This window comes from Prauserella aidingensis (genome assembly GCF_024171865.1).
Lineage (GTDB): Bacteria > Actinomycetota > Actinomycetes > Mycobacteriales > Pseudonocardiaceae > Prauserella > Prauserella aidingensis.
Map to the genome: position 1 here is coordinate 106657 of NZ_JAMTCN010000012.1, position 22711 is coordinate 129367.

Consider the following 22711-nt stretch of genomic DNA (forward strand, 5'->3'; position numbering starts at 1 on the left):
CTCAGTCATCACTTCCTACTGCGGCGAGCGCATCCACTCCGCCGACGATTTCGCTGATCTCCTGGGTGATCTGGGCCTGGCGGGCCTGGTTCGCCTGCCGGGTGTAGGTCTCCACCAGCTCACTCGCGTTGTCCGACGCCGCCTTCATCGCGTTCCGCTGGGCGGCCAGCTCGGAGGCCGCCGATTCCAGCAACGCCGCGAAGATCCGCGTGTTGATGTACTTCGGCAGCAGGGCACCGAGCAGCGTGTCCGCGTTCGGCTCGAAGTCGTACGCCGGTGCGACCTCGCTCTCGGTGTACTCGACCTCCAGCGGGGCCATCCGCTTGGCGACCGGTGTCTGCGTCAGCATCGACCGGAACTCGGTGTAGACGATGTGGAGTTCGTCGACCCCGAGCGCCCCGTCCGAAGTGGTGTCCTCGCCACCCGCGAGGAACGCCTCGACCAGGGTCTCGCCGACCTCGGCGGCGTTCTCGTAGTGCGGCTGCTGGGAGAACCCGGTCCAGCTGCCGGACAGCTCCCGGCCGCGGAACGAGTAGTAGTTCATACCCTTGCCGCCGATGACGTAGAGCTGCGGATCCTTGCCCTGCTCACGCAGGAGCGACAGGAGCTCCTCGGTGGCCCGCAGAACGTTGGCGTTGTAGCCACCGCACAGTCCCTTGTCACTGGTCACGACGAGGACCGCGACCCGACGAACCTGCTCACGCTCGACCAGGAGCGGATGGTCGAGGTTCGACGAGGCCGTCGCCATCGCGGAGAGCACCTCGGTGATCTCCGACGCGTACGGACGCGCGGCCTCGACCCTCGCCTGCGCCTTGCTGATGCGCGAGGTGGCGATGAGCTCCATCGCCTTGGTGATCTTGCCGATGTTCTTGGTTGACCGGATCTTCGACCGGAGCTCACGAAGCTGTGCCATGGCTACCGCCCACTACTTCTTCGGAGCCGAACGGTTCACCTTCACGGATTCCTGTCCGACCTTCTCGGCGTCCATCGGTTCGGCCTCGGCCTCGTCGAGCTGCTTGCCCTCCGAGGTGGTGAAGCCCTTCTTGAACTCCGTGGCCGCGGCGGCGACCTTCTCGGCCAGCTCGTCGCTCCACTTGCCCGTCTCGCGGATCTCCGTCAGGACGTCCGCGTGCTTGTGACGCATGTTCTCGAGCAGCTCGGTGTTGAACCGCGCGGTGTCCTCGACCGGGATGTCGTCGAAGTGCCCGTTGGTACCGAGGTACACGGTGACGACCTGCTGCTCGACCGGGACCGGCGAGTACTGCGGCTGCTTGAGCAGCTCGTACAGGCGGACACCACGGTCCAGCTGGGCCTTCGACGCCGCGTCGAGGTCCGAGGCGAACGCGGAGAACGCCTTCAGCTCCTCGTACTGCGACAGGTCGATACGCAGCGTACCGGCGACCTTCTTCATGGCCTTGGTCTGCGCGTCACCACCGACTCGCGACACCGAGGTCGTCGTGTCGACGGCGGGGCGCTGGCCCGAGTTGAACTTGTCCGACTGGAAGAAGCACTGCCCGTCGGTGATCGAGATGACGTTCGTCGGGATGTAGGCCGAGATGTCGTTGGCCTTCGTCTCGATGACCGGCAGGCCCGTCAGCGAACCGCCGCCGAGCTCGTCCGAGAGCTTGGCGCAGCGCTCGAGCAGGCGCGAGTGCAAGTAGAAGACGTCACCGGGGAACGCTTCGCGGCCCGGCGGACGACGCAGCAGCAGCGAGATCGCTCGGTAGGCCTCGGCCTGCTTGGTCAGGTCGTCGAAGACGATCAGGACGTGCTTGCCCTGGTACATCCAGTGCTGGCCGAGCGCGGAACCGGAGTACGGCGCCAGCCACTTGAAGCCGGCCGGGTCGGACGCCGGGGCGGCGACGATGGTCGTGTACTCCAGGGCGCCCGCGTCCTCGAGGGACTTGCGCACCGCGGCGACCGTCGAGCCCTTCTGGCCGATGGCGACGTAGATGCAGCGGACCTGCTGGTTCGGGTCGCCGCTCTCCCAGTTGGCCTTCTGGTTGATGATCGTGTCGATGCAGACCGCCGTCTTACCGGTCTTGCGGTCACCGATGATCAGCTGACGCTGACCACGGCCGATCGGCGTCATCGCGTCGATGGCGGTGATGCCGGTCGCCAGCGGCTCGTCGACCGGCTGGCGCTCGACCACCGACGCGGCCTGCAGTTCCAGCGCGCGACGCTCGTCCGACTCGATGTCACCGAGGCCGTCGATCGGGGTGCCGAGCGGGTCGATGACGCGACCGAGGAAGTTCTCACCGACCGGCACCGACAGGATCCGCCCGGTGCGCTTGACCTCCTGGCCCTCCTCGACCTTCTCGAAGTCGCCGAGGAGCACGACGCCGATCTCACGCGGCTCCAGGTTCTGCGCAACGCCGTAGACGCCGCCGGGGAACTCCAGCAGCTCGTTGGCCATGGTCGACGGCAGGCCCTCGACGTGGGCGACACCGTCACCGGTGTCGACGACGACGCCGACCTCTTCCCGGTTTACCTCCGGGGAGTAACTCGAGACGTAGTTCTCGATCGCACTGCGGATCTCATCCGAGGAGATCGTCAGCTCCGTCATGTCGTTCCCGCTCTCACTTCGTGTCTTGCCACTGTGCAAAGTTTGTGTTGGGTGCGCGTCGTCAGCTCGCGAGCTGCCTGCGCAACGCCTCGATCCGACCCGCGACGCTTCCGTCGATGACCTCGTCACCGACCCGGATGACGAGCCCGGCACCCACCTTGTCGTCGACCTGGACGTGCAGTGCCAGGCTGCGCCCGTAGATCTGCTCGAGGCGCGCGGCCAGCTGGTCACGCTGACCGCCGGTCAGCTCGGTCGCACTCTTGACGTACGCGACCGACTTCGAGCGGTACGCCGCGGCCTGCTCGACCAGCGCGTCGATACCGGCCGTGACACCACGTCCACGGGGACGGGCCACGACCTGTTCGACCAGCACGAGCGTGACCGCGTCGACCTTCTCGCCGACGAGACCGCGCAACAGCGACCGTCGTCCGGAGGCGGGACGGACCTGGTCACCCAGGGCCCGCTCGAGTTCCGGTTCCGCCTCGACGATACGGGCGAGGTGGAACAGTTCCCCCTCGACCGTGCCGAGCTTCCCGGCCTTGTCGGCGCTGACCAGCAGCGCCTTGCGGGCGACGGTCTCCAGGCCGTCCAGCAGCTCACGCGGGCTGGACCAGCGGCTGCCCACCACGGTGTCGAGCACGCCGAGGGCGGGTTCGGACACCTTGCCTTGCAGCAACGACCTGACGAGCCGCTTGCGGGCCTCGGGATCGGACGAGCCGTCGCCGACGGCCCGCCGCAACCCCACCTCCCTGGTGAGCAGTTCCACCACGGAGAGCAGCTCTTCCCCGACGGCGGACGGATTCGTGCCCGCATCGCCGAGCACCTCGTCGAGACGGGTCTCGGCGAAGCCAAGAGCGTCCCGGCTCGCAGCATGCAGCGTCATGTGCGCCTACTCCTAGTTCCTGGCTCCGGCACCGTCGGCACCGGCGTCGAGTTCGGTGAGGAACCGGTCGACGGTGCCGCGCCTGCGGGCCTCGTCCTCCAGCGACTCACCGACGATCCGGCTGGCCAACGCCACCGAGTTCCGGCCGAGGTCGGCTCGCAGCTCAGCGACGAGCTGCGCACGCTGCTGCTGCAGCTGCGCCTCGCCCTGGGCGACGATCCGGCCGGCCTCCTGCTCGGCCTCGGCACGCAGTTCCGCCTTGATCGTCTCGGCTTCGAGCCGTGCGTCGTCGCGGATCTTGGCGGCCTCGGTGCGGGCTTCGGCCAGCTGCGCCTTGTACTGCTCCAGCGCCTGCTCGGCCTCGGCCTGAGCCTTCTCCGCCTTCTCGATGCCGCCTTCGATCTTCGCGGTCCGCTCCTCGTACAGCTTCTCGAAGCGCGGCACCACGAACTTGCGCAGCACCCACAGCAGAAGCAGGAACGCGATCAGACCGATGATGACCTCGGCAACGTGCGGCATCACCGGGTTGTACTCTTCAGCCGCCAGAATCATCGTCGTCTCCACTTCGTCCTGTCATTACCGGCGTCGGCGGTCGCCGACGTCAGGCGAGGAAGAAGAGAACGAAGCCGAGCAGCGCCAGAACCTCGACCAGGGCGAAGGTGGTGAAGCCGATGTTCATCAGCTTGCCCTGGGCCTCCGGCTGGCGGGCGGTGCCGCTGATGACGGAGGAGAAGATCATGCCGACGCCGATACCACCACCGATGGCACCGAGGCCGTAGCCGACGACGGCGAGGCCCGAGTTGATGCTGGTCTCTGCGGCCTGCTGGGCGAGAACAATGGAGCTCACGTGTTTTCCCTTTCCAACTTCGTCCGTATTCGGTAACGGATGTCTTGTCTGTGGGTTCGGACGGACGTTCTCGTCGCTCGCGCGTGAGCCGTCCGGGATCTGAGGGTCGGTGCGGTCGTTCCTAGTGCTCTTCGGCCATCGCTGCGCCGATGTAGTTGGCGGACAGCAGCGCGAAGATGAAGGCCTGGATCGACATGATCAGGACCTCGATGAACGTCATCGCGAGCGCTCCTCCGAACGAGAAGAGGGAGAAGATCTTCGTGATGCCGTCACCGTGGAGCAGCAGGAACTCCGCTGAGATGCCGAACAGCATGATCAGCAGGTGACCCGCGAACATCGCCGCGAAAACTCGGATCGCGAGCGTCAGCGGGTTCATGATGAACTTCGTGAAGAACTCGATCGGTGTCAGCAGGAGGTACACCGGCTTCGGCGCACCCGGCGGAACCAGCTGGTGCTTCAGGTAGCCACCGAGGCCGTGCCGGCGGATGCCCGCGTAGTGGTACACGGGGTAGACCACCAGCACGGAGAGTGCGAGCGGGAAGCCGATGTGCGACATCGTCGGGAACTGCAGGATCGGAATGATCCCGAACAGGTTGTTCACGAGGACGAAGCTGAACAGAGCCAGAATCAGCGGTAAAAAGCGCAGGAAGTCCCTGGAACCGATCTGCTCCCGGGCGATGTTGTTGCGCCCGAAGTCGTAGAACGACTCGACCAGGAACTGTCCCTTGCCAGGCACGACGCTCAGCTTCCTGCTGGAGAGCAGGAAGAACCCGATGATCAGGACGACCGACAGCACAATCAGCAGCATGGGTTTGGTGACCCAGCCGAAAATGGGAGGCAGATTAAACGCCTCGGCCGTCGGCGGCGTGAATTCGTCACCCGCGGCTAGTACCAGCGCGCCCAACTGGGCTCCTTCCGGTTCTCCCGGCCGGCGTTCACTCCGCCGGGGGAATCGATGCAACCTGGGCATAACGTACCGGACGTAGCTCCGGTGCTATGCAGGGCGTCCCTTCATGTGCAGCAAGGGCTGCCTTGGCGGGGACGTTATCAGTCCCGTAACAGCCGCAGCCGTACGGGCATACTTCTTCGGTTCACAATGCCGCCCACCTGGAACTACGCGACGTCGTAGGGATTTATGAAACGATTCAGTTCTGCGTCCCGGAACGCGTGTGCGCTGCGGCGTCCCCGGCGGCCGTCGTGCCGGAAATGTCAGCAGCGTCACGTTCGGCGGGGGTGCCGTCCACCGTCCCGGCGTCGCCGTCGGCCCCGTGACCTGCGGATGCGCCCGCGTCGGCGTCGTTGGCGTCCTCGGCGTCCTCAGCGTCCTCGGAGCCGGCTTCGGCAGGCTCGGGTGGCTCGGGCTGCGCAGGCGGAACGACCAGAGTCGGCGTCTTCGTGCGCTGGAAGGCGATGACCTCCCCCGCCGCCCACGCGACGACCACCACGAGCATGCCGAAGGCCAGTGCGGGCCTGCTGAACCCGTCGACGTCGCGCAGCAGCAACATCACGACGAGCAGCGCGGTCATCTTCAGCGCATAGCCACCGAGTGCGAAGCCGAGCAGTGAGCTGGGGCCGCGGGACGCCGCCAGCCGCATCATCGTGATCGTCACCAGCGCCGAACCCTGGCCCAGCACGACGCCGAAGCCGCCGCCGACCAGCCCTTCGGTGCCCGCGCTGAGCACGGCGACGCCGAGCGTGAGCAGGCTCAGCGGGAGGGAGATCCGCAGGCCCCAGCCGAGCATCGCGTCGGCCAGCCGGTGCACCGACCGGGCGTGCTCGGCGCGGACGGCGGCGTCGGCGTCGGCCGGGGGCTCGGACGCGGTCTCGGCATTCATCGGACGGCCTTCGGATCGTGGGCGGAGGGCGGGCGCGAGGCTCCGTACGGGCCGGTCACGACCTCGACGAGGGGCCTTCGCGCTGTCGTTTCAGTCTAGGGACTCCGGACACGAGTGCCGCGAGGAGCAGGCCCGCGCAGGTCAGCCAGAACACGACGCCGGTGTCGAAGAGGGTCACCGCGACGGCACCGAACGCCAGCAGCGCGGCCCACAGGTAGATCAGCAGCACGGCCCGCCGCTGCGAATGGCCGATCTCGAGCAGCCGGTGGTGCAGGTGCATCTTGTCGGCCGCGAACGGGCTCTCACCTCGCCGGGTGCGCCGCACGACGGCCATCACGAGGTCCAGCAGCGGCAGGAACAGCACCGCCGCGACCACGAACAGCGGTGAGAGCAGCGCGACCACGTCGGTGGCGTCGAACGACGTGTAGTTGATCTTCCCGGACGCCGACGTGCTGGCCGCGGCGAGCATCAGGCCGATCATCATCGAGCCGGAATCGCCCATGAAGATCTTCGCGGGCTGGAAGTTGTGGGGCAGGAAGCCGAGACACGCACCCGCCAGCGTCGCGGCGATCAGCGCGGGCGGGTACGTCCCGACGTCGCCGCCGGACGAGGCGAGCAGGCCGAGCGAGAACGCGCACGTCGCGGCGGCGGCGATGAGACCGAGGCCGCCCGCCAGTCCGTCGAGGCCGTCGACGAAGTTCATCGCGTTGACCATCACCACGACGAGCAGCACCGCGAGCAGTCCGCCCTGGTTGCGGTCGAGGATCAGCACCTGGCCGAGGGCTTCGCCCTCGCCGCCCCACGGCACCCAGAACGAGACCCACTGCAACCCGAACAGCACGAGGATGCCCGCGCACATGACCTGTCCCGCGAGTTTCGTCCAGGCGTCGAGTTCGAACCGGTCGTCGAGCGCGCCGATCAGCACGATCACCGCGCCGCCGATGAGCACCGCGAGCGGGTCGTAGGAGTACTCGAACGCGCGACGCAGGACAGGCAGCTGGTGCGCGAGCGCCATTCCCCCGACGACGCCGAAGTACATCGCGAGGCCGCCCATCCGCGGGATGGGCACCACGTGCACGTCGCGTTGCCGCGGGACGGCGACGGCGCCCGACGACATGGCGAACTTCCGCACGAGGGCCGTGAGCAGGAACGTCACGGCCGCGGAGACGAGCGCGACCAGGATGTACTCGCGAATGGGAAGACCCGCCGTGGGAGTCACGGGCCCTCCGTTCCGGAGATCGCCCGGGTCTCCGTCCGGTGGATCCCGGGGACACGGCGGGTCCCGGCCGGTCGCTGGGAAGTCACGGCGGGTAACGCTATCGCCATACCGACGGCGTCACTCCCGCGGGCCGAGTTCGACGCCGAGCACCTCGGACACCGCGTCGGCACTCACGGCACCTTCGCGGAGCATGACCGGGGCCGAGCCGGTGAGGTCGACGATCGTGGACGGCACCGCCTCGCCGCTGGGGCCGCCGTCGAGGTACACCGACACCGACTCGCCGAGCTGGTCCTTCGCCTCCTGCGCGTTCGCGGCGGCGGGCTTGCCGGAGACGTTGGCGCTCGAGACGGCCATGGGGCCGACCTCGCGGAGCAGTTCGAGCGCCACCGGGTGCAGCGGCATCCGCAGCATCACCGTGCCGCGGGTGGTGCCGAGGTCCCAGTTCAGGCTCGGCGCGTGCGGCAGCACGATCGACAGGTCGCCGGGCCAGAACGCCTCGATGAGGGCGCGCGCCTGTTGCGGCACCCCGAGCACCAGCCCGTCCACTGTGGACCACGAGCCGACGAGCACGCCGACCGGCATGTCCGGCCCGCGGTGTTTCGCCTGCAGGAGTGCGCGCACTGCGGCGGAGTCGAAGGCGTCCGCGCCGATGCCGTAGACGGTGTCGGTGGGCAGCACCACGAGGCGCCCCGAGCGGACCGATGCGGCCGCGGCCGTGAGTCCGTCGACGCGGGAATCCGGGTCGCTGCAGTCGTAGACCACGCTCATGACCGGCAGCTTAGACCCGCCCGTCTCCACCGCTCGCAGCGGCGGTCGGCGCACCCGCCGGCAGTCCGCATGCGCCGTTCGCGAGCGCCGTTGGGTGAGCACAGGAGGACACCTCCCGGATGTGCAACACGGCCCCGAGAAAGTGCAACACGGCCCCGAGCCTCAACCCCGCAGTGCGGTGGCGAAGCGGGCGCGGCCTGCCAGGTCCTGGTGGTCCCGCACGTCGGTGAGCACCTTCCGCGCGCGCAGCAGTTCCGGCACCGCGCCGCCGTGGGTGTCGTCGTGCTCCATGGCCACACCGCCGCCGGGTTTGAGCAGCCGCGCGGCCATACCGACGACGTGGCGGATGACGGCCAGCCCTCCGCCGGGCGCGAACACGGCCTGCGGCGGGTCGTGGTCCGAGACTTCACGCGGGACCTCGGTGCCCTCGGGGACGTACGGCGGGTTGCACAGCACCAAGTCGACGAGGCCGTCGAGCTCGGCGAACACGGTCGGGTCGGTGACGTCGCCGGAGTACAGCCGGACCGGCGTGTCCCCCGCCTCGGCACGGGCGTCGGCGTTGTGCCGGGCCCAGGCCAACGCGGTGGGGTCGTTGTCCACGGCGTAGACGACCGCGTCCGGGCGGGCGCTGGCCACGGCGAGCGCGAGCGCACCCGAGCCGGTGCACAGGTCGACGACCACGGGGTACTCGCGGCCTTTGAGGAGCTTGAGCCCCCATTCGAGGAGCAGTTCCGTCTCCGGGCGCGGCACGAACACGCCGGCGCCGACGTCGACGGTGATGTCCCCGAGCGCCGCCCATCCGGTGAGGTGCTGCAGCGGCACCCGTCTGGCGCGCTGTTCGACGACGCGTCGCATCGACTCGACGACGGGCGGATCGACCAGCGGGGTCAACGGGAGCCGACCACGGTCGATCCCCAGCACGTGAGCCGCGATGAGCTCCGCGTCGTTGCGCGGCGAGGCCACACCGGCCTGCTCGAGGATGCGCGTCGCCTCCAGGATCGCCAGGCGGAGAGGCTGTCTGTTCACCCTTCTACCCTGGCATATTCGTCAGTCATCGGGCGGGACGTACCCCGCGAGCGCGGCCCGGGTGCGCCGCATCGACGCGATCGACTCGTCCATGGCCGCCAGTTCCCGGCGGAGGGTCGCGACGAGTTCGGGGCACGGCTCGAGTTCCGGCTCCTCCCCCTCTGCGCACGGCAGCACGGTGCGGATCACCGTTGTCGACAGGCCTGCGGCGAGCAGCGCCCGGATCTGGCGGACGGTGGTGACGGCCTCGTCGTCGTAGGTGCGATACCCGTTGGGTCCGCGACCCGCGCCGAGCAGCCCCTGCTGCTCGTAGTACCGCAGCAGGCGCGGGCTGACCCCGCTGCGCCTGGCGAGTTCCCCGATCAGCACCCGCGCTCCCTCCGCCGGAGTTGACCTTCACACCGATGTCAACTCATAACGTCGCGCCATGAACGGAAATTTCACCGCGACGGTCCGCGGGCGCGGGCCGGGCCTGCTGCTCGCCCACGGCGCGGGCGGATCGGTCGACGCCAACTTCGGGCCCGTGCTCGACGACCTCGCCCGCACCCACACCGTGATCGGCGCCGACTATCCGGGCTCCGGGGCGACGCCGCGCAGCACCGAACCGCTCGACCTGGACGACGTCGCCGACGAGCTCGCGGCCATCGCCGTGGACGCCGGCGTGGAGCGCTGGACGGTTCTCGGCTACTCGCTGGGCACCGCGGTGGCGGTGCGGCTCGCGACACGCCATCCCGACCGCGTCGACGGGCTGATCCTGACCGCGGGGTTCGCGAAGCCGGACAACACGCTCCGGCTGACACTCGAGATCTGGGACGAGCTGCTGCGGGGCGACCACCGCCTGCTGGCGACGTTCCTGACGCTCGTCGCATCCGGGCGCGGCGCGCTGGAGGGACTCGCACCGTCCGAACTCGGGCGCCGCGTCGACGACCTGGCCACCAGCATCCCGGCCGGCAGTCCGGAACACGTCGCCCTGTGCGCTGCCGTCGACACGCGGGCGGAACTGCGCGACATCCGCGTACCCACACTGGTGGTCTCGACGACGGCGGACCGGCTCACCGGTCCGCCCCTGTCGCGGGAGCTGGCCGACGGCATTCCGCACGCGGACCTGGTCGAGATCGATGCCGGGCACCTGATCGGTGACGAGGCGCCGGGCGCGTGGCTCGCGGCGATCCAGCGGTTCCTGTCCGGGAAGAAGGCCGCGGCGTGACCGGCCTGGACGTGGTGCTGCCCGACGAGGATCCGGCGATGGACCCCGCGGCGCTCGTCGAACTCGCCGTGCTGGCCGAACGGCTCGGCTACCGGACGGCGTGGCTGCCCGATCACCTGCTCCCGCCCGGACCGTTCGGGCGGGTGTACGGCGGCGTGTACGAACCCCTGGTCACGCTGGCGCACCTCGCGGCGCACACGACGCGACTCCGACTGGGCACGTCCGTACTGGTGCTGCCGCTGCGGGAGCCGGTCTCGGTCGCAAAACAGGCCGCGACGCTGCACCGCCTCTCCGGTGACCGGTTGACGCTCGGCGTGGGCACGGGTTGGGACGCGGCGGAGTTCGCCGCCGTGGGAGCGGACTTCGCGGCACGCGGCGCGAACACCGACGAGGCGCTCGCGCTGCTGCGCGATCTGTTCGCCGGGCGTGGCCCGGTGGAAGGGCACGTGTTCGAGCCGGTCCCGCGTACGCCAGTCCCGCTGATGGTGGGCGGCGGATCGGAACGCGCGCTGCGCAGGGCCGCCCGCTTCGCCGACGAGTGGCAGGCCGTGGGTGTCGGCCCCGAGGAGTTCGGCGCGCGCGCCGCGCGGCTGCGCGAGCTCGCCGACGGTGCGGGCCGGGACGTTCGGGCGACCGTGCGCACCGAGTGGTCCGGCCGCGACGTCGACGGGACGATCACCGACGTGACGGACGCGACGAGGGCCTTCGCGGCCGCCGGTGCCGCCACGGTGGCAGTGCGGTTCGGCGAGGTCGACGGATTCGCCAACCGCATGCAGCGCTTCGCGACGGCGATGGGCCTGACCTGAGCGGCCTCGCGCCCGGTCCCACCACGCGCGTCAGGCCTGCGATTCGGCCATGCGTTCCTCGCGGTCGGCGGCCTGCAGGGCGTCGAGCACCGCGTCGAGTTCGCCGTCGAGAACCTGGTCGAGGTTGTAGGCCTTGAAGTTGATGCGGTGGTCCGAGATGCGGTTCTCGGGGAAGTTGTAGGTGCGCACCCGCTCGGACCGGTCGACGGTGCGGACCTGCGAGCGGCGCGTGTCGGCGGCCTTCGCCGCGGCCTCCTCCTCGGCCATCGCCTGCAGCCGTGCCTGCAGCACCTGGATCGCCCGCGCCCGGTTCTGGATCTGCGACTTCTCGTTCTGGCAGGACACGACGACGCCGGTCGGCAGGTGCGTCACGCGGATCGCGGAATCGGTCGTGTTGACGCTCTGCCCACCGGGACCGGACGAGCGGAACGTGTCGATACGCAGGTCGTTCTGGTCGATCTCGACCTCGACCTCTTCGGGTTCGGGGTAGATCAGCACACCCGCGGCCGAGGTGTGGATACGGCCCTGTGACTCGGTCGCGGGCACCCGCTGCACGCGGTGCACGCCGCCTTCGAACTTCAGCCGCGCCCACACGCCGTCGGCGGTCGGCTCCTTGGTCTTGAACGACACGGTGACGTCCTTGTACCCGCCCAGGTCGGACTCGGTGGAGCCGAGCACCTCGGCCTTCCAGCCGTAGCGTTCGGCGTAGCGCAGGTACATGCGCAGCAGGTCGCCGGCGAACAGTGCCGATTCCTCGCCGCCCTCGCCGGACTTGATCTCCATGACGACGTCGGCGCCGTCGTGCGGGTCACGCGGCAACAGCAGCTCGGTCAGCTTCGCCTCGAGCGTGGGGATGCGCTGCTCGAGCTGCTCGGCCTCCTCGGCGAACGCCGGGTCGTCCGAGGCGAGTTCCTTCGCTGCGGCCAGGTCCGACTTCGCGCTCTCGAGTTCACCGACCGTCTTGACGACCGGCGCGAGCTCGGCGTACCGGCGGCCCAGTTTCCGTGCTCGCGCCTGGTCGGCGTGCACGGCCGGGTCGCCGAGAGCTTCTTCGAGCTCGGCGTACTCGTCGAGCAGCCCCTTCAGGGACGCTGATTCCACTGCACTGCTCCTTCGTCGATCACCTCGCCGGACGAACGGCCCCGCCGCAGGTCGGCGGCTCGCGGGCTCACCGGGGCGCGGGGTCGGCGGACGGCCGGACCCCGGAAACACGAAACGGCGCCCGTACCCGCCGTTCGAGCAGGTACGGGCGCCGTCGGTGAAGCTACTTGGCGTCGGCCTTCTTGCCCCGCCTGCCGTAGCGTGCCTCGAAGCGGGCGACGCGGCCACCGGTGTCCAGAATCTTCTGCTTGCCGGTGTAGAACGGGTGGCACGCCGAGCAGATCTCGACGTAGATGTGGCCGGACTCACGCGTGCTGCGCGTGGTGAAGGTGTTGCCGCAGCCGCAGACGACCTCGGTCACGACGTAATCGGGGTGAATACCGCTCTTCATGGTGTCCTCTCTTCGTGGCCCCGGGTCCTGGCCCGCCGGTGCGGGAAAGGTGAACCGGAACCGGACGTCAGCGGGTCGATTCTGCCAGACGGCCCGTCACCACCTGCAACGCGGTCCGAGCCGCCCGCATTCCCACCACGGCGACGCCCCCAAGGGCACCTTGGTCGCATTGAATGCAACCAGGGTGCCCCTGGGCCCGCGAACGCTTGCGACACGGCACCCTCGGTGCGGGGCCCGCGAGCGCTTGCGACACGTCAGACGAAGAAACTCAGCGTGGTCGCGACGACACAGCCGGTGACACCGACGATCGTCTTCATCACGGTCCACGACTTCAGCGTGTCGGCGACCGACATGCCGAAGTAGCGGTTCGCCATCCAGAAGCCGGAGTCGTTCACGTGGGAGAACGCTGCGGCACCGCTGGCGATCGCGATGCAGGTCAGGGCCACCACCGCGTCGCTGGCACCCATCGTCGTGGCCAGCGGGGCGGTGAGCGTGGCGCCCGTGATCATCGCGACCGTGCCCGAGCCCTGCGAGATACGGATGATCGACGCGGTCACGAACCCGAACAGCACGAGCGGCATGTTCATGTCGCTCATCCAGTCGGCGAGCACGTCACCGATACCGGAGTCGACGAGCAGACCGCCGAACACGCTGCCCGCACCCGTGATGAGGATGATGACGCCCGCCGGGCCGAGGGCCGACGTCGTCATCTGCTGCAGGTCGTCCCTGCTCGCGCCGCGCCGGATGCCGAAGAAGTACAGCGTGTACAGGCAGGTCAGCAGGAGGGCGATCACGGGGTGCCCGATGAACGCGAGCGTGGTGCGCACGGCGTTGTTCTCGGCCAGCACGGCTTCGCTGGTCGTGCCGGCGAGGATCAGCACCAACGGAAGCAGGAGGGCGCCGACGACGGCGCCGAACCGCGGTAGCGTGTCCGGGTCGCGTTCCTCGGCATCGCCACGCGCGGCGTCGAGCTCCGCCGGCACGGGCACGAAGATCCGCTTCGAGATCCACCGGCCGAAGACCGGCCCGGCGATCGCCATCGCGGGCAGGCCGCAGATCACGCCGAAGAGGATCACCAGGCCGAGGTCGGCGTTCATGACGCCGGCCGTGGCGATCGGCCCCGGGGTCGGCGGGATGAACGTGTGCGTGACGCTCACGCCCGCGCACAGCGGGATGCCGTAGAACAGCAGCGACTTCCCGGTGCGCTTCGCGATCGTGTACAGCATCGGCACGAGGATCACGATCGCGACGTCGATGAACACGGCGATCGACACCAGGAAGCCCGCGAACCCGAGGCCCCAGGCGACGTGTTTCTCGGAGAACCGGTCGATCAGCGTGGAGGCGAGCCGTTCGGCGGCGCCTGCCCGTTGGAGCACGTGCCCGAACACGGCGCCCAGGCCGACGACGAGCGCGACCTGGCCGAGTCCGCCGCCCATCTCCTCGACGATGAGCTCGACGAGGTCACCGGGGCTGGTCCCGGTGGCGAGACCGAACCCGATGCTCGCGATCAGCAGTGCGATGAACGCCTGCAGTCGGACCCAGATGACCAGGCCGAGCAGCAGCGCGATGGCGAGGACCGCTGCGATGAGGGTCCACGTCGTGGATGTCATGACATCACCATTGATTGTCTAAAAGGGACGGGTGGGTGGGGAGAATGCCTGCCGTGGAAACGGGTCCGGCCGCGCTCAGCGAGCGCGCGGCACCGACGCCCGCTTCCGCTCGGCCTGCAGGAACCGGAAATCGGCGCCGTCCTCGGCCTGGGTGACCTGGTCGACGAACAGTTTCCGGTAGCCGCGCGCCGGGGTCTCCGGCGGTGTCACGGGCTGCTGCTCACGGCGGGTGGCGAGCTCGGCGTCGGAGACCTCGAGCGAGAGCACGCGGTCGGCCACGCTGAGCCGCACGGTGTCGCCGTCGCGCACGTACGCGAGCGGGCCGCCGACCGCCGATTCCGGGGACACGTGCAGGACGATCGTGCCCCGCGCGGTGCCCGACATGCGTCCGTCGGAGATGCGGACCATGTCCTTGACGCCCTGCCGGGCGAGCTTCTTCGGGATGGGGATGTAGCCGGCCTCGGGCATCCCGGGGGCACCGAGCGGGCCGATGTTCTTGAGCACGAGCACGTCGTCGGCGCGCACGTCGAGGTTCTCGTCGTCGATACGCGCGGCCATGTCGGCGGAGTTCTCGAACACGACGGCGCGGCCGGTGTGCTCGAGCAGGTCCGGGGTGGCGGCCGCCTGCTTGACGATCGCGCCTGCCGGGGCGAGGTTGCCGCGCAGCACGGCGATGCTGCCGGCCGGGTAGATCGGGTCCTCGCGTGGCCGGACGACCTCCTGGGTGAACGACGTGTCGCGGTCGGCGAGCTCCTCCCCGAGGGTGCGGCCCGTGATGGTGAGCGCATCCAGGTCGACGAGGTCACGCAGCCGCTCGAGCAGCATCGGGATGCCGCCGGCCCGGTGCAGGTCCTCCATGTAGTGCGACCCGGCGGGTTTGAGGTTGACCAGCACGGGTGTCTCACGGCTGAGCTGGTCGAACGTCTCGAGGTCGAGGTCGAATCCGAGCCGTCCGGCGACGGCGGCGAGGTGGACGATGCCGTTGGTCGACCCGCCGAGGGCCAGCAGCACGCGCAGGGCGTTCTCGAACGACGACTCGGTGAGGATCTTGTCGACCGTCAGCCGTTCACGGGCGATGCCGACGGCACGCGTGCCCGTCTGTTCGGCGATGCGCATGCGATCGGCGGTGACGGCGGGCGGCGTGGCGCTGCCGGGCAGGGCGATGCCCATCGCCTCCGCGATGCCGGCCATGGTGCTGGCCGTGCCCATCACCGAGCAGGTGCCGACGCTGCCGACCAGGTTCGAGTTGACGTCGGAGATCTCCTGGTCGTCGATCTCGTCGCCGCGGTACTTGCCCCAGAAGGCGCGGCAGTCGGTGCAGGCGCCGACCCGCTCGCCGCGGTGCCCGCCGGTCAGCATGGAGCCGGTGACGAGCTGGATCGCGGGGATTCCCGCGGAGGCGGCACCCATCAGCTGCGCGGGGACCGTCTTGTCGCAGCCGCCGATGAGCACGACCGCGTCGAGCGGCAGCGCCTTGATCATCTCCTCGGTGTCCATGGACATGAGGTTGCGCAGGTACATGCTCGTCGGGTTCGAGAAGCTCTCGTGCAGTGAGATCGTCGGGAAGTCGACGGGCAGCCCGCCCGCGAGCATCACGCCCCGCTTCACCGCCTCGATGAGCTGCGGCATGTTGCCGTGGCAGGGATTGAAGCCGCTACCGGTGTTGACGATGCCGACGACGGTGCGGTCCAACGCGTCGTCGGTGTACCCCGCGCCCTTGATGAACGCCTTGCGCAGGAACAGTGAGAACCCGGGATCGCCGTAGTTCGGCAGTCCCCGCGTCATGCCCTGCGTGGGGTCTTCCGCGTCGCGCGTGCCGTCAGTCATTATCGACCTCATTATCAATAATTTGTTCAATGAAAACGGCGACATCTAACCACGGTCCTGGAGCGGACGCAACAGCCGTGGGAAACTGACCTGCCCGCACCGGTACGTGATGGAGGTAGAGCCGCGTTGTCCCTGCTCGATGAACTCGAGGAGCAGATCGTCCTCGGACTGCGCTACCCGAGGGAGCGGCTCGTGGAGGACGAGCTGATGCGTGCCTTCTCCGCGAAGCGCCATGTCGTGCGCAGCGCGCTGCAGGAACTCGAGAACCGGGGACTCGTCGAGCGGAAACCGAACGTGGGCGCGTTCGTCAAGGCGTACACGGCGCAGGAGGTGCGCGACCTCTACGCGGTGCGTGAGCTACTGGAGGTCCACTGCGCGCGGCTGATCCCCGTGCCGGTGCCGGCGGAGCGGCTCGACGAGCTCGTCGCCGTCCAGCGCCGTCACGACGAGGGGATCGACGCCGGGGAGCTGCGTGAGGTGACGAAGGCCAACATGGAGTTCCACCGGACACTGTTCGGCCTGTCCGACAACACGGTGTTGGTGGACGCGATCCGCAGGCACGCGCAGATGGCGCACGCGATCAGGTCGGTCACCGTGACGTCCCCCGAACATCTCGAACGGAGCAGGCGCGAACACTGGGCGATGATCGACGCGCTGCGCAGCGGCGACACCGACACGCTGGCCGAGACGTGCCGCGAGCACCTGCTCCCCTCCCGTGACGCCTACCTCAGCCGCCTCCCCGCCGCCGACTGACGGGTCCACCGACGCCCCCCCAGGGCACCTTGGTCGCATTGAACGCAACGAGAGTGCCCTTGGGCGCATGAACGCCGCCGCGCGCTCCGGGGTGTTCCGACCGCGGACAGAGCGAACGGCCCCTCGCCACACCGGGTGGCGAGGGGCCGTTCGCTGCGGGAGCCGCGGGCGCGGGTTACTGCTGTTCCTCCGTGCCCGGGGTGCTCTTCGAGATCTGCATCAGGAACTCGATGTTCGTCTTGCTCTTCTTCAACCGGTCGATGAGCAGGTCGATCGCCTGCTGCGAGTCGAGCGCGTGCAGCACCCGGTGCAGCTTGTGCGTGACGGCCAGCTCGTCCGGCGAGAGCAGCAGCTCCTCCTTGCGGGTGCCGGACGGGTTGACGTCGACCGCCGGGAACACACGGCGCTCGGCGATCTTCCGGTCGAGTTTGAGCTCGGCGTTGCCGGTGCCCTTGAACTCCTCGAAGATGACCGTGTCACCGGTGGAGCCCGTCTCCACCATCGCCGTGGCGAAGATGGTCAGCGAGCCGCCGTCCTCGATGTTGCGCGCCGCGCCGAGGAACCGCTTCGGCGGGAACAGCGCCGTCGAGTCGACACCGCCGGAGAGGATCCGACCGGACGCCGGGGCCGCGAGATTGTAGGCACGGCCGAGGCGGGTGATCGAGTCGAGCAGCACGACCACGTCGTGGCCCATCTCGACGAGGCGCTTGGCCCGCTCGATGGACAGCTCGGCGACCGTCGTGTGGTCCGACGGCGGACGGTCGAACGTCGAGGCGATGACCTCGCCGTTCACCGACCGCTGCATGTCGGTGACCTCTTCGGGGCGCTCGTCCACGAGCACGACCATGAGGTGACACTCGGGGTTGTTCGTCGTGATGGCGTTCGCGACGTCCTGCATGATCGTCGTCTTACCGGCCTTCGGCGGCGAGACGATCAGGGCGCGCTGGCCCTTGCCGACCGGCATCACCAGGTCGATGACACGCGTCGTCAGCTTGTTCGGCTGCGTTTCGAGCCGCAGCCGCTCGTTCGGGTACAGCGGCGTCAGCTTGGTGAACTCGGGGCGCTTCTTGGCGACCTCGGATTCGAGTCCGTTGACCGAGTCGACGCGCACCAGCGGGTTGAACTTCTGCCGCTGCTGCTCACCTTCGCGCGGCTGACGCACGGCACCGGTGATCGCGTCGCCGCGGCGCAGGCCGTGCTTGCGCACCAGCGACAGCGACACGTACACGTCGTTCGGCCCCGGCAGGTAGCCGGAGGTGCGCACGAACGCGTAGTTGTCGAGCACGTCGAGGATGCCGGCGACGGGCAGCAGGACGTCGTCCTCGCGGACCTCCGTCTCGCCCTCGCCGCGGCCGCCACGACGGCGACGGTCGCGGTACCGGCGGCCACGGCGGCCGCCGCGCTCGTCGTCGTCCCGGCTGTCGTCGCCGCGGCTGTTGTCACCCCGGTTGTCGCCGCGGTTGCCGTCACCACGGTTACCGCGGTTGTCGCTCTTGTTGTCGCCGCGCCCCCCGGACTTGCGCTGGTCGCCGGACTCGTCGTCGGACTTGTCCTGGCCGCCGTCACGGGAGTTGTCGCCACGCGAGTTGTCGCCACGGCCGTCGGCGTTGCGGCCGGAACCGCCACGGCGACGGCGACGTCCGCCGCCCTCGCCCTGCTGACCGGAGTCGCCGTCACCGTCGGCCTTCTGCTTCGAGCCGCCCTTCTCGGGCTTGTCGCTCTTGTCGGCCTGCTCGGTCTTGGCGGCCTGCTCGGCCTTCGCGGGCTGGTCGGCCTTGGCGGTCTTCGCCTGCTTGTCGGCGGGTTTCTCCGCGGCCTTGTCGCCGGACTTGTCGGCGTCGCCTTCGGGCGCGGTCTGGACCTTCTGCTCCGGGGCGCCCGCCTTGCCGTTGGTGTCGCCGAGCGGCAGCGTCGCCTCGGTGGCTTCGTTGTCGTCCGACGACTCCGAGCCACGGGGCTTCTTGTTCTTGCCCTGGCGTTCACGAATGGCGGCGATCAGGTCCCCCTTGCGCATGCCCGTGGTGTCACCGATACCGAGTTCGGTGGCGAGGGCACGAAGATCGGCGATGACCATGCCGGAAAGCCCGCCGGGACGCCGCTTCGGCGTCGACGCCGCGCCGCCCGTCTGCGACTCCCCGTCACCCGGCGCTGCTGCCTGGGCACTCGCGTCGCCGCTCAAAAGATCGGTGTTGCTCACACATGTCCTTCCTGACCGGTCCACTCCTTGTCGTTGGACCAGCGGACCGCCGCCCGCGTCCGAATTGCGAGACGGCGTTTCGGCTCCCTGCGAGCGGCCTGCGCTGAGACGTGGGAGTCGCAGCGGCGCGGGCCGCCTGCAAGAGATGGGGTCGACCACCGCGAGACCGGTTACCCCCGTCGAGAAAACGGAAGATGCGACCGGGAGGAGTTCCCGTGACCATCGCCGGGTGCGGAATGAGCACGGTGACCGAACGCCCCCGAGCGTAGACCGCCCATCGTGCGGGTGCAACAACCACCCCACCCAGTGGCGTGCCTCACTCTCGACGACCGGACGGCCGCAGGCGGGGAAGCCCCGCCCGCTACGGCTCCAGGGCCTGTCAGCCCTCGGACACCTGCACTCCGTCGAGGTCGATCGCCGGCTCGAGGATCTCGTAACCGTCAACGTCCACGTCCGGCGGCAGTATTCCCGCGCTTGCCGTGTCGCCGTACGGAAGCGCCAGCACGGTCGGGCCCGCCCCGGACACCGCCGCCGCGACGCCGCGGGATCGCAGCTCGTCCACGAGCCGCATCGTCGCAGGATAGGCGGGCCGGCGATAGCCCTGGTGCAGCCGGTCGTCGGTCGCCTCGAGCAGCAGATCCGGCCTGCTGGTCATGGCGTGCACGGCCAGAGCGGTGCGGCCGCCGGTGAACACGGCGTCGGCCAGCGGCACCTGCTCGGGCAGCAGACCCCGGGTCTGGTGGGTCGACGACTGCGTCGGCGGCACGGCCACGACCGGCCGGATCGCCTCGTGCGGGGTGAGCCGCTCGGCGTGGAACCGGCCGCCGGACTCCCAGGCGACGACGAATCCGCCGTACAGGCTGGCTGCGACGTTGTCGGCATGGCCCTCGAAGTCGGCGGCCAGGTGCAGCGCGTCGGCGTCGAGCTCCCGCCCGGCGAGCGTGTACGCGGCGACGATGCCGGTGACGATCGCCGCGGCCGACGAACCGAGTCCGCGGGAGTGCGGGATCGCGTTGTGGCACCGCAGCCGCAGGCCGGGCGGGGTCGTACCGAGCCGGTTGCAGGCCGCCCGCAGCGCGCGCACGACGAGGTGCCTGCCGGTCCGCGGTACGCGGCTCATGTCGCCCGCACCGGCGTCGAGCACCTCGACGTCCACACCGGACGCCGCGGTCTCGAACTCCACGACGTCGTGCAGTGCCAAGGAAAGTCCGAACGTGTCGAACCCCGGGCCGAGGTTGGCCGTCGACGCGGGGACCCGGACCGTGAACCTCACGAGAGCTCCAGCGCCGCCGCGACCGCGCGCGGATCGACGGCGAGCGGCTCGACCTCGACGTTACCTTCCAGTGCGGTGCCCGGGTCCTTCAGTCCGTGACCGGTGACGGTGCACACGACGGTCGACCCGCGCGGGATCCTGCCGTCGGCCGACGCGGCGAGCAGCCCGGCGACACTGGTGGCGGACGCCGGTTCGACGAACACGCCCTCCTTGCTCGCGAGCAGGCGGTACGCGGCGAGGATCTCGTCGTCGCCGACGGCGTCGAACAGACCGCCGCTGGCCCGCTGGGCCTTCACCGCGCTGTCCCACGACGCCGGGCTGCCGACACGGATGGCCGTCGCCACGGTCTCGGGCGTCTTCACCGGCTCACCGCGTACGAGCGGTGCCGCACCCGCGGCCTGGAACCCGAACATGCGCGGCGTGTTCTCGACGAGCCCGTCGGCGGCGTACTCGGTGTAGCCCGCCCAGTAGGCGGTGATGTTGCCCGCGTTGCCGACCGGCAGGCAGTGGATGTCCGGCGCCGTGCCCAGCGTGTCGCAGACCTCCCACGCCGCGCTCTTCTGCCCGACGAGCCGCACCGGGTTCACGGAGTTGACGAGGGTCACCGGGTAGTCGGCGGCCGTCTTGCGCGCGAGTTCCAGACAGTCGTCGAAGTTGCCGTCGATCTGCAGGATCCGCGCGCCGTGCAGCACCGCCTGCGCCATCTTGCCGAGCGCGATCTTGCCCTGCGGCACGAGCACGGCGGTCGCGAGCCCGGCCCGCGCGGCGTAGGCCGACGCCGACGCCGACGTGTTGCCGGTGGACGCGCAGATCACGGCCTTCAGACCGCTCGCACGGGCGTGGGTCATGGCCACGGTCATGCCGCGGTCCTTGAACGAGCCGGTCGGGTTGGCACCCTCGACCTTGAGGTGCACCGTCGCGCCGGTGAGTTCGGACAGATGCGGCGCGGCGAGCAACGGCGTGTTGCCCTCGCCCAGCGTCACGACCTTCGCGCCCTCGGGGATCGGGATCCGCGAGGGGTACGCGTTGATGATCCCGGGCCAGCCGGCCTTGACGTCGCCGCCCGCACCCGCCGCGTTCTCGGTACTCACTCCGCCTCGCCTTCCACCCGCATCACGCTGATGACCTCACGAACGACGTCCAACTTGTCGATCTCGTCCACAGTGGACCGCAACGCGGCGTCGGGGGCCTGGTGGGTCACGACGACGAGACTCGCCGTGGACCGCCGATCCCGTTGCCGCACCGTCGAAATGCTGACGCCGTGAGCCGCGAACACCTGCGCGACCTGTGCGAGCACACCCGGCCTGTCGGCCACGTCCAGGCTCACGTGGTAGCGCGTCGGCGTCTGCCCCATCGGGCGCACCGGCAGCGCGGCGTGGGCCGACTCGCGGGGACCGCGGCCGCCCGCGACCTTGTTGCGGGCGGCCGAGACCAGGTCGCCCAGGACGGCACTCGCCGTGGGCGCGCCTCCCGCACCCTGGCCGTAGAACATGAGCTGCCCGGCGGCCTCGGCCTCGACGTAGACGGCGTTGAACGCGCCGCCGACACCTGCCAGCTGGTGCGACTTCGGGATCATCACCGGGTGCACCCGCGCGGAGACCGACTCGGAACCGTCCTCTTCGGTCACCCGCTCGCAGATGGACAACAGCTTCACCGTGCGGCCCAACGACTTCGCCGCGGTGATGTCCGACGAGCTGATGCCGGCGATGCCCTCCCGATGGACGTCCGCCGCGGTCACGCGGCTGTGGAACGCGAGTGACGCGATGATCGCCGCCTTCGACGCCGCATCGTAACCGTCCACATCGGCCGTGGGGTCGGCCTCGGCGTAGCCCAGCCGCGTCGCCTCGTCGAGCGTCTCGGCGTAGCCGGCGCCCGTGGAGTCCATCGCGGACAGGATGAAGTTGGTCGTGCCGTTGACGATGCCCATCACGCGGGTGATGCGGTCACCGGCCAGCGACTCGCGTACCGGGCGCAGCAGCGGGATCGCCCCGGCCACGGCGGCCTCGTAGTACAGGTCCGCGCCCGACTCGTCCGCCGCTTCCGCCAGCTCGCTCGCGTGTTCCGACAGCAGCGCCTTGTTGCCCGTCACGACCGACTTGCCCTTGCGCAGCGCCGACAGCAGCCAGCCGCGCACCGGGTCGATACCGCCGATCAGTTCGACGACGATGTCCACATCGGAATCGATCAGCGCGGTCGCGTCCGAGGTGACGAGGTGCTGGGGCAGCTCCGGGTGCTTGTCCGGCCTGCGGACAGCGATGCCCGCGAGCTCGACCGGCGCGCCGACCCGCGCGGCCAGCTCGCCGGGGTCGTCGAGCAGCATGCGGGTCACCTCGCTGCCGACGGTCCCGCAGCCGAGCAGGGCCACCTTGACCGGCTCAGTCATTCACGCCCCTCCCCTACCG

The 22711-nt window shown here is 69.6% G+C and carries 22 protein-coding genes; 3 read left to right on the forward strand and 19 right to left on the reverse strand.

All coding sequences use genetic code 11. From position 1 onward, the window contains the following. Position 1: 1 nt before the first annotated feature. The 11 genes from LY13_RS14285 to LY13_RS14335 all read right to left on the reverse strand — a co-directional run bounded on the left by LY13_RS14285 (position 2) and on the right by LY13_RS14335 (position 9513). On the reverse strand, positions 2–913 hold the full coding sequence (locus tag LY13_RS14285; protein ID WP_253828913.1) for a F0F1 ATP synthase subunit gamma: 912 nt from the start codon (positions 911–913) through the stop codon (positions 2–4). A 12-nt stretch (positions 914–925) separates the two neighbouring features. Further along, complete coding sequence (gene atpA / locus LY13_RS14290; protein WP_253828914.1) at positions 926–2566, reverse strand: F0F1 ATP synthase subunit alpha; 1641 nt, start codon at positions 2564–2566, stop codon at positions 926–928. A 61-nt stretch (positions 2567–2627) separates the two neighbouring features. Then, the gene (locus LY13_RS14295; protein WP_253828915.1) at positions 2628–3449 is read right to left on the reverse strand and encodes a F0F1 ATP synthase subunit delta; all 822 of its coding nucleotides are present in this window, start codon (positions 3447–3449) and stop codon (positions 2628–2630) included. A 12-nt stretch (positions 3450–3461) separates the two neighbouring features. Continuing rightward, positions 3462–4001, reverse strand: a complete 540-nt coding sequence (locus LY13_RS14300) for a F0F1 ATP synthase subunit B (protein ID WP_253828916.1) — start codon at positions 3999–4001, stop codon at positions 3462–3464. 49 nt (positions 4002–4050) lie between these two features. Next, positions 4051–4287, reverse strand: coding sequence for an ATP synthase subunit C-like protein (locus tag LY13_RS14305; RefSeq protein ID WP_308216334.1), 237 nt, complete (start codon positions 4285–4287; stop codon positions 4051–4053). A 130-nt stretch (positions 4288–4417) separates the two neighbouring features. Then, the gene (atpB, locus tag LY13_RS14310) at positions 4418–5200 is read right to left on the reverse strand and encodes a F0F1 ATP synthase subunit A (protein WP_253828917.1); all 783 of its coding nucleotides are present in this window, start codon (positions 5198–5200) and stop codon (positions 4418–4420) included. A gap of 241 nt (positions 5201–5441) precedes the next feature. Next, positions 5442–6131, reverse strand: a complete 690-nt coding sequence (locus LY13_RS14315) for a Cg1360 family ATP-synthase-associated protein (protein WP_372493831.1) — start codon at positions 6129–6131, stop codon at positions 5442–5444. A gap of 55 nt (positions 6132–6186) precedes the next feature. Continuing rightward, on the reverse strand, positions 6187–7350 hold the full coding sequence (locus LY13_RS14320; protein ID WP_253828918.1) for a glycosyltransferase family 4 protein: 1164 nt from the start codon (positions 7348–7350) through the stop codon (positions 6187–6189). Between the two features lie 117 nt (positions 7351–7467). Then, a complete protein-coding gene (locus LY13_RS14325) occupies positions 7468–8118 on the reverse strand; it encodes an L-threonylcarbamoyladenylate synthase (RefSeq protein WP_253828919.1) in 651 nt (216 codons plus the stop codon). A 162-nt stretch (positions 8119–8280) separates the two neighbouring features. Beyond that, complete coding sequence (gene prmC / locus LY13_RS14330) at positions 8281–9144, reverse strand: peptide chain release factor N(5)-glutamine methyltransferase (protein ID WP_253828920.1); 864 nt, start codon at positions 9142–9144, stop codon at positions 8281–8283. 21 nt (positions 9145–9165) lie between these two features. Then, entirely contained in the window at positions 9166–9513 is a 348-nt protein-coding gene (locus tag LY13_RS14335) for a MerR family transcriptional regulator (protein WP_253828921.1), read from the reverse strand. 58 nt (positions 9514–9571) lie between these two features. On the opposite strand from LY13_RS14335, the gene LY13_RS14340 reads away from it, so the two are divergent. Together LY13_RS14340 and LY13_RS14345 are read left to right on the forward strand one after the other, a co-directional pair. Continuing rightward, complete coding sequence (locus LY13_RS14340; RefSeq protein WP_253828922.1) at positions 9572–10351, forward strand: alpha/beta fold hydrolase; 780 nt, start codon at positions 9572–9574, stop codon at positions 10349–10351. Then, positions 10348–11157, forward strand: coding sequence for a TIGR03619 family F420-dependent LLM class oxidoreductase (locus tag LY13_RS14345; protein WP_253828923.1), 810 nt, complete (start codon positions 10348–10350; stop codon positions 11155–11157). The genes LY13_RS14340 and LY13_RS14345 overlap by 4 nt, the downstream gene beginning before the upstream one ends. A gap of 30 nt (positions 11158–11187) precedes the next feature. Here LY13_RS14345 and prfA read toward each other — a convergent pair whose 3' ends face one another. The 4 genes from prfA to LY13_RS14365 form a co-directional block, all read right to left on the reverse strand. Next, positions 11188–12258 carry a peptide chain release factor 1 gene (prfA, locus tag LY13_RS14350; protein WP_253828924.1) on the reverse strand — a complete coding sequence of 357 codons (1071 nt, stop codon included), beginning with the start codon at positions 12256–12258 and terminating at the stop codon, positions 11188–11190. A gap of 163 nt (positions 12259–12421) precedes the next feature. Then, on the reverse strand, positions 12422–12649 hold the full coding sequence (rpmE, locus tag LY13_RS14355; RefSeq protein WP_253828925.1) for a 50S ribosomal protein L31: 228 nt from the start codon (positions 12647–12649) through the stop codon (positions 12422–12424). 254 nt (positions 12650–12903) lie between these two features. Further along, positions 12904–14259 carry a GntP family permease gene (locus LY13_RS14360; protein WP_253828926.1) on the reverse strand — a complete coding sequence of 452 codons (1356 nt, stop codon included), beginning with the start codon at positions 14257–14259 and terminating at the stop codon, positions 12904–12906. 75 nt (positions 14260–14334) lie between these two features. Beyond that, the gene (locus tag LY13_RS14365) at positions 14335–16086 is read right to left on the reverse strand and encodes an IlvD/Edd family dehydratase (RefSeq protein WP_253828927.1); all 1752 of its coding nucleotides are present in this window, start codon (positions 16084–16086) and stop codon (positions 14335–14337) included. Between the two features lie 126 nt (positions 16087–16212). On the opposite strand from LY13_RS14365, the gene LY13_RS14370 reads away from it, so the two are divergent. Continuing rightward, positions 16213–16839, forward strand: a complete 627-nt coding sequence (locus LY13_RS14370; RefSeq protein WP_253828928.1) for a GntR family transcriptional regulator — start codon at positions 16213–16215, stop codon at positions 16837–16839. A 175-nt stretch (positions 16840–17014) separates the two neighbouring features. On the opposite strand, the gene rho is transcribed toward LY13_RS14370, so the two are convergent. The 4 genes from rho to LY13_RS14390 all read right to left on the reverse strand — a co-directional run bounded on the left by rho (position 17015) and on the right by LY13_RS14390 (position 22692). Beyond that, complete coding sequence (rho, locus tag LY13_RS14375; RefSeq protein ID WP_253828929.1) at positions 17015–19036, reverse strand: transcription termination factor Rho; 2022 nt, start codon at positions 19034–19036, stop codon at positions 17015–17017. A gap of 379 nt (positions 19037–19415) precedes the next feature. Further along, positions 19416–20309 (reverse strand): homoserine kinase, encoded by an 894-nt coding sequence (thrB, locus tag LY13_RS14380; RefSeq protein WP_253828930.1) that lies wholly within the window; start codon positions 20307–20309, stop codon positions 19416–19418. Further along, entirely contained in the window at positions 20306–21400 is a 1095-nt protein-coding gene (thrC, locus tag LY13_RS14385; protein WP_253828931.1) for a threonine synthase, read from the reverse strand. Before thrC ends, thrB begins: the two co-directional genes overlap by 4 nt. Next, positions 21397–22692, reverse strand: coding sequence for a homoserine dehydrogenase (locus LY13_RS14390; protein ID WP_253828932.1), 1296 nt, complete (start codon positions 22690–22692; stop codon positions 21397–21399). Before LY13_RS14390 ends, thrC begins: the two co-directional genes overlap by 4 nt. Between the last annotated feature and the right edge of the window lie 19 nt (positions 22693–22711).

Coding starts and splice junctions, on each gene's coding strand:
- LY13_RS14315 (WP_372493831.1), bottom strand. CDS start 6,131: ATGAATGCCGAGACCGCGTCCGAGCCCCCGGCCGACGCCGACGCCGCC.
- atpA (WP_253828914.1), bottom strand. CDS start 2,566: ATGACGGAGCTGACGATCTCCTCGGATGAGATCCGCAGTGCGATCGAG.
- LY13_RS14365 (WP_253828927.1), bottom strand. CDS start 16,086: ATGACTGACGGCACGCGCGACGCGGAAGACCCCACGCAGGGCATGACG.
- LY13_RS14285 (WP_253828913.1), bottom strand. CDS start 913: ATGGCACAGCTTCGTGAGCTCCGGTCGAAGATCCGGTCAACCAAGAAC.
- LY13_RS14390 (WP_253828932.1), bottom strand. CDS start 22,692: ATGACTGAGCCGGTCAAGGTGGCCCTGCTCGGCTGCGGGACCGTCGGC.
- rpmE (WP_253828925.1), bottom strand. CDS start 12,649: ATGAAGAGCGGTATTCACCCCGATTACGTCGTGACCGAGGTCGTCTGC.
- LY13_RS14300 (WP_253828916.1), bottom strand. CDS start 4,001: ATGATTCTGGCGGCTGAAGAGTACAACCCGGTGATGCCGCACGTTGCC.
- LY13_RS14295 (WP_253828915.1), bottom strand. CDS start 3,449: ATGACGCTGCATGCTGCGAGCCGGGACGCTCTTGGCTTCGCCGAGACC.
- LY13_RS14325 (WP_253828919.1), bottom strand. CDS start 8,118: ATGAGCGTGGTCTACGACTGCAGCGACCCGGATTCCCGCGTCGACGGA.
- LY13_RS14340 (WP_253828922.1), top strand. CDS start 9,572: ATGAACGGAAATTTCACCGCGACGGTCCGCGGGCGCGGGCCGGGCCTG.
- LY13_RS14360 (WP_253828926.1), bottom strand. CDS start 14,259: ATGACATCCACGACGTGGACCCTCATCGCAGCGGTCCTCGCCATCGCG.